Annotated in this window: 5 protein-coding genes and 1 tRNA gene; 5 read left to right on the top strand and 1 reads right to left on the bottom strand. The window is 67.2% G+C overall.

Features of this window, described 5'->3' with window-relative positions:
• On the top strand, window positions 1-1,615 hold a 1,615-nt coding region (locus A5695_RS09635; RefSeq protein ID WP_197515429.1), incomplete at its 5' end, for a UPF0182 family protein.
• 2 nt (window positions 1,616-1,617) lie between these two features.
• Here the strand turns inward: A5695_RS09635 and A5695_RS09640 are convergent.
• Window positions 1,618-2,598 (bottom strand): GlxA family transcriptional regulator, encoded by a 981-nt coding sequence (locus A5695_RS09640; protein WP_255398670.1) that lies wholly within the window; start codon window positions 2,596-2,598, stop codon window positions 1,618-1,620.
• A gap of 82 nt (window positions 2,599-2,680) precedes the next feature.
• On the opposite strand from A5695_RS09640, the gene A5695_RS09645 reads away from it, so the two are divergent.
• The 4 genes from A5695_RS09645 (at window position 2,681) to A5695_RS09660 (ending at window position 4,819) form a co-directional block, all read left to right on the top strand.
• The gene (locus tag A5695_RS09645; RefSeq protein ID WP_068080362.1) at window positions 2,681-3,331 is read left to right on the top strand and encodes an HD domain-containing protein; all 651 of its coding nucleotides are present in this window, start codon (window positions 2,681-2,683) and stop codon (window positions 3,329-3,331) included.
• A 16-nt stretch (window positions 3,332-3,347) separates the two neighbouring features.
• Entirely contained in the window at window positions 3,348-4,043 is a 696-nt protein-coding gene (locus tag A5695_RS09650) for a nitroreductase family protein (RefSeq protein WP_068080364.1), read from the top strand.
• Between the two features lie 22 nt (window positions 4,044-4,065).
• The gene (locus A5695_RS09655; protein ID WP_068080366.1) at window positions 4,066-4,602 is read left to right on the top strand and encodes a cupin domain-containing protein; all 537 of its coding nucleotides are present in this window, start codon (window positions 4,066-4,068) and stop codon (window positions 4,600-4,602) included.
• A 140-nt stretch (window positions 4,603-4,742) separates the two neighbouring features.
• Window positions 4,743-4,819 (top strand) — tRNA-Met (locus A5695_RS09660).
• The last annotated feature ends 133 nt before the right edge of the window (window positions 4,820-4,952 follow it).

The following is a 4,952-nucleotide window of genomic DNA, read 5'->3' on the forward strand; positions in this document are numbered from 1 at the left end:
CGACCCCAACCAGAACGGCGGCTATCCCGAGTTCTTGGTGAACGTCGTCGGCGCCAACGGCAACGTGGTGTCCGACGGCCCTGCCCCGCTGGAGCAGCCGCGCATCTACTACGGGCCCGTCATCTCCAGCACCTCCGCGGACTACGCGATCGTCGGACGCAACGGCGCCGACCGCGAATACGACTACGAGACCAGCAGCGACACCAAGAACTACACCTACACCGGCCTCGGGGGAGTGCCGGTCGGTGACTGGCTGTCCCGCAGCGTGTTCGCCGCCAAATTCGCCGAGCGAAACTTCCTGTTCTCCAACGTGATCGGCGCCAACAGCAGGATCCTGTTCAACCGCGACCCCGCCCGCCGGGTGGAGGCGGTGGCGCCCTGGCTGACCACCGACAGCTCGGTGTATCCGGCAATCGTCAACAAGCGACTGGTGTGGATCATCGACGGCTACACCACGTTGGACAACTACCCGTATTCCGAGCTCACCTCGTTGGAATCGGCCACCGCCGACTCCAACGAGGTGGCGTTCAACAAGCTGGCCCCGGACAAGCAGGTTTCCTACATCCGCAACTCGGTGAAGGCCACGGTGGACGCCTACGACGGCACCGTCACGCTGTATCAGCAGGACGAGCAGGACCCGGTGCTCAAGGCGTGGATGCAGGTCTTCCCCGGCACCGTGAAGCCGAAGAGCGACATCACCCCTGAGCTGGCCGAGCACCTGCGCTACCCCGAGGACCTGTTCAAGGTGCAGCGCATGCTGCTGGCCAAGTATCACGTCAACGACCCGGTGACGTTCTTCTCCACGTCGGATTTCTGGGACGTGCCACTGGACCCCAACCCGACCGCCAGCAGCTACCAGCCGCCGTATTACATCGTCGCGAAAAACATTGCCAAGAACGATAATTCGTCGTCGTATCAGCTGACGAGCGCGATGAACAGGTTCAAGCGCGACTACCTGGCCGCCTACATCAGCGCCAGCTCCGACCCGGCGACCTACGGCAGAATCACCGTGCTGACCATCCCGGGTCAGGTGAACGGACCCAAGCTGGCCAACAACGCCATCACCACCGACCCGGCGGTGTCCCAGGACCTCGGCGTGATCGGGCGCGACAACCAGAACCGCATCCGCTGGGGCAACCTACTCACCCTGCCGGTGGGCCAGGGAGGCCTGCTGTATGTCGAACCCGTCTACGCGTCCCCGGGCGCCAGCGACGCCGCATCGTCGTATCCGCGGCTGATCCGGGTGGCGATGATGTACAACGACAAGATCGGGTACGGCCCGACGGTGCGCGACGCGTTGACCGGCCTGTTCGGCCCGGGCGCGGGTGCGGCGGCGACAGGCATCCAGCCGACCGACGCTGGCAATCCACAGGCGGCCCCGCCGGCCGCCCCGCCCCCGCCGGCCGGGCCACCGGGATTGCCTCCGCCGACGGCGGTTCCGCCCGTGCCGGACGGGTCGGTGACGCTGTCCCCGGCCAAATCCGCTGCCCTGCAAGAGATTCAGGCCGCGCTCGGCGCGGTCAAGGACGCCCAGAAGAAGGGCGATTTCGCCGGCTACGGCGCCGCGCTGCAGCGGCTGGACGACGCGATCACCAAGTACAACAACACCAAATAGCCTCAGGCCCCGGCCAATCCGGCCGTCCGGAACCTCTCCCGATAGGCCTTCGGGCTGATGCCCAGATGGTTGACGAACACCCGCCGCAGGGTTTCGATGCTGCCGAACCCGGCCAGGCCCGCGGTCTCGCCGACGGACCGGCCGGATTCCAGTGCGCCACGGGCGAAATCGATTCGAACCAGCTCGACGTAGCGGGCCGGGGTCATTCCCAGCTCGGATTGGAAGAGCCGGGTCAGCTGACGCGTGCTCAGTGACGCCCGGGTCGCAAGGGATTTCACGCTGTGGTTCGCGCCCGGGTTGGCCGCGACCGCGTCGATGACAGCGCGCAGGGGAGACTGCGGCGGCGGGTCGGCCTCCACCAGCACCGAGAATTGTGACTGGCCCCCCGCGCGTTTGAGGTAGACGACCAGCCACCGGGCCACGTTGCGCACCAGTTCGGTCCCGTAATCCAGTTCGACCAACGCCAGCGCCAGATCGATACCCGAGGAGATCCCGGCCGAGGTGAAGACGTCGCCGTCGCGGACGAAGATCGCGTCGGGATCGACGGTGACATCCCGAAAGGCCCGAGCCAACACCCGCGTCTCGTTCCAGTGCGTGGTGGCGCGCCGGCCGCTGAGCAGGCCGGCCTGGGCGAGGATGAACGACCCCGTGCAAATGGATGCCGTCCGCCGCGACCGGGCAGACAGCGACCTGACGGCCTCGACGAGCGCGGGATCGACCGGCCGCCGGGGCAGGTGGTCGCTACCGGCGACCAGAACGGTATCGGCGGATTCGATCGACGAAATCCGGTCGGTGACACCCAGTCGACTGCCGATGGACGTGGTGACGTCCCGGCCGTCGACCGACGCGACCTTAATCTGATAGTCGGCGCCGAACCGGTTGGCTTCGACGAACACCTCGCCGGCGCCGGCCACGTCCAGCATCGTCACGTCGTCGAAGACGACGATCACCACCACCCGCGAGTGCGCTCTGGCTTCGGCCACGTAGATATTGTGTCGCTTTCTGTGGACAGGACGACCCGAACGCGCGCGGTCGGTGGGCGTGAACGGTCGCAGACTAACGGTCATGACCACTCAATCCATTGAAACCATCGCCGGCATCCGCGTCCCCGACTCGGCTCTGGCGCGCGAGGCCACCGAGTTCATCCGCGACGCCGAGGATGACCTGCTGTTCAACCACTCGCGCCGGGTGTTCCTGTTCGGCGCGCTGCAGGGCCTGCGCCGCGGCCTGCAACCCGACCTGGAGCTGCTCTACGTCAGCGCGATGTTCCACGACATCGGGCTGACCGAGCGCTACCGCACCTCCGCACTGCGCTTCGAGGTCGACGGCGCGAACGCGGCCCGGGACTTCCTGACGGCGCGCGGCGTGCAGCAGGCCGACGCCGCCAAGGTGTGGCTCGGCATCGCCTTGCACACCACCCCCGGCGTGCCGGAGTTCCTGGACCCCGAGGTCGCTCTGCTCCAGGCCGGTGTCGAGGTGGACGTCGTCGGCATCGGGCGCGAGCACCTGGCCCCCGACGCCCTCGCCGCGGTGACCGCCGCCCACCCGCGCCCCCAGTTCAAGCAGGGCATCCTGGCGGCGTTCAACGACGGGATGAAGCACCGCCCGCAGACCACCGCCGGCACCATGAACGCCGACGTGCTGGCGCACTTCGACCCCACCTTCGAGCGCGTCGACTTCGTCGACCTAATCCTGCACAACAGCTGGCCCGAGTAGCGAAGGAGCAGAAAAAATGGACATCTACGAGGCGCTTTACACCACCCGGATGATGCGGCGGTTGCGGCCGGACCCGATCCCGCTGGAGACACAGGCCCGCATCCTGGACGCCGCCGTCCGCGCCCCCAACGGCGGCAACACCCAGCGCTGGCACTTCGTGGCCGTGGACGACCCGGACCTCATCCGCGAATTCGCCCACCTCTTCCGGCAGGCCCGCGCTATCGAGTACGAGAAGTTCGGCGCGGGGGCGGGACCGATGGCGGCGACGGCGCCCGGGGCGGACCCGAACGAGCACGCCGCGACGATGCGCCGCATGCAGGGGTCGGGCAATTACCTGGCCGACCATTTCGAAGAGATCCCCTTGCTGCTCTTCGTCTTCGCCATCGACGACCTCGGCGGCGCCAACATCTACCCGGCGATCTGGAGCGCGCTGCTCGCCGCCCGTGCCGAGGGCGTCGGTGGGGTGATGACGATGGTGCTCCGCAATTTCGAGGACCGGGTGAACGAGTTGCTGGGCGTGCCCGCCGAGCAGGGCTGGAAGATGTCGGCCATGCTGGCCCTGGGCTACCCGCGGGGCAAGTGGGGTGTGGCGGCCAATCGGCGCCCGGTGCACGAGGTTTCGTCCCGCAACGGCTGGGGCAAGCCGTTCGGTGTCGAGGTGCCGCAGCCGCTGTGGCCGCAGGAACCGGCCAACCTGGCTGCGGCGGGATGACGGGCCCGGGAAGGTGAATCGAATGACCGAGACGAATGAAATCGGGGTAACCGTGGTGCAGCCGGGGGAGGGCGAGTACGTCGGCCTCCCCGGTTTCGGGGCCGTGTTCAAGCTGTCCAGCAAGACCAACGGGGGTGAGGTGTCAATCGTCGAGCACCCGTTTGCGGTCGGACTGCTGACGGCGGCTCACAGGCACACCCGCGAGGACGAGCACTCGATCGTGCTGGCCGGTGAGATCGGCTTCCGCTCCGACGACAGCGAAGTGGTGCTGGGACCGGGCGGATACATCACCAAGCCCCGCGGCCAGATGCACGCCATGTGGAACGCCGGCAGCGAGCCCGGCCGCATCATCGAGGTCATCACGCCGGGCGGATTCGAGAACTATTTCCGCGAGCTCGGGGAGCTGCTGGTCGAGCACGCCGACGACCCGGTCGGCAAGGTCCTGCACGAGCTGCCCGAGTTCGGCGAGCTGGCCGACAAGTACGGTCTGACCTACGGGTCGCCGGACTGGATGGACGACATCGCGCGGCGCTACGGGCTCAACCCGCCCTCGCACTGAGACTGGGTCTCGTCGAGATCGCCGTCAGGGTTGTGGTGGTCGGACGATCCACGACCATGGCGGCAATGTCGGTGCCGCACCCCCGCTGAGCCCGCGATTTGGTCGCCGTGACGCCGGTTCGGTAACCTGGCATTCACCAACGCGGGGTGGAGCAGCTCGGTAGCTCGCTGGGCTCATAACCCAGAGGTCGCAGGTTCGAATCCTGTCCCCGCTACCAATGTCATGTCTCGGGACATCGTTGACAGGTGTCCCGAGACATGGTTTACACCTCTTGCTGGTTTTCTGGGCTGTTTCCGCATTTGACGCCGCGGGGTTGGTAGTCGCGGGTGGGGTCGAGGACGAGTTTGCGG

It is taken from the genome of Mycobacterium sp. E1747 (genome assembly GCF_001667775.1).
Lineage (GTDB): Bacteria > Actinomycetota > Actinomycetes > Mycobacteriales > Mycobacteriaceae > Mycobacterium.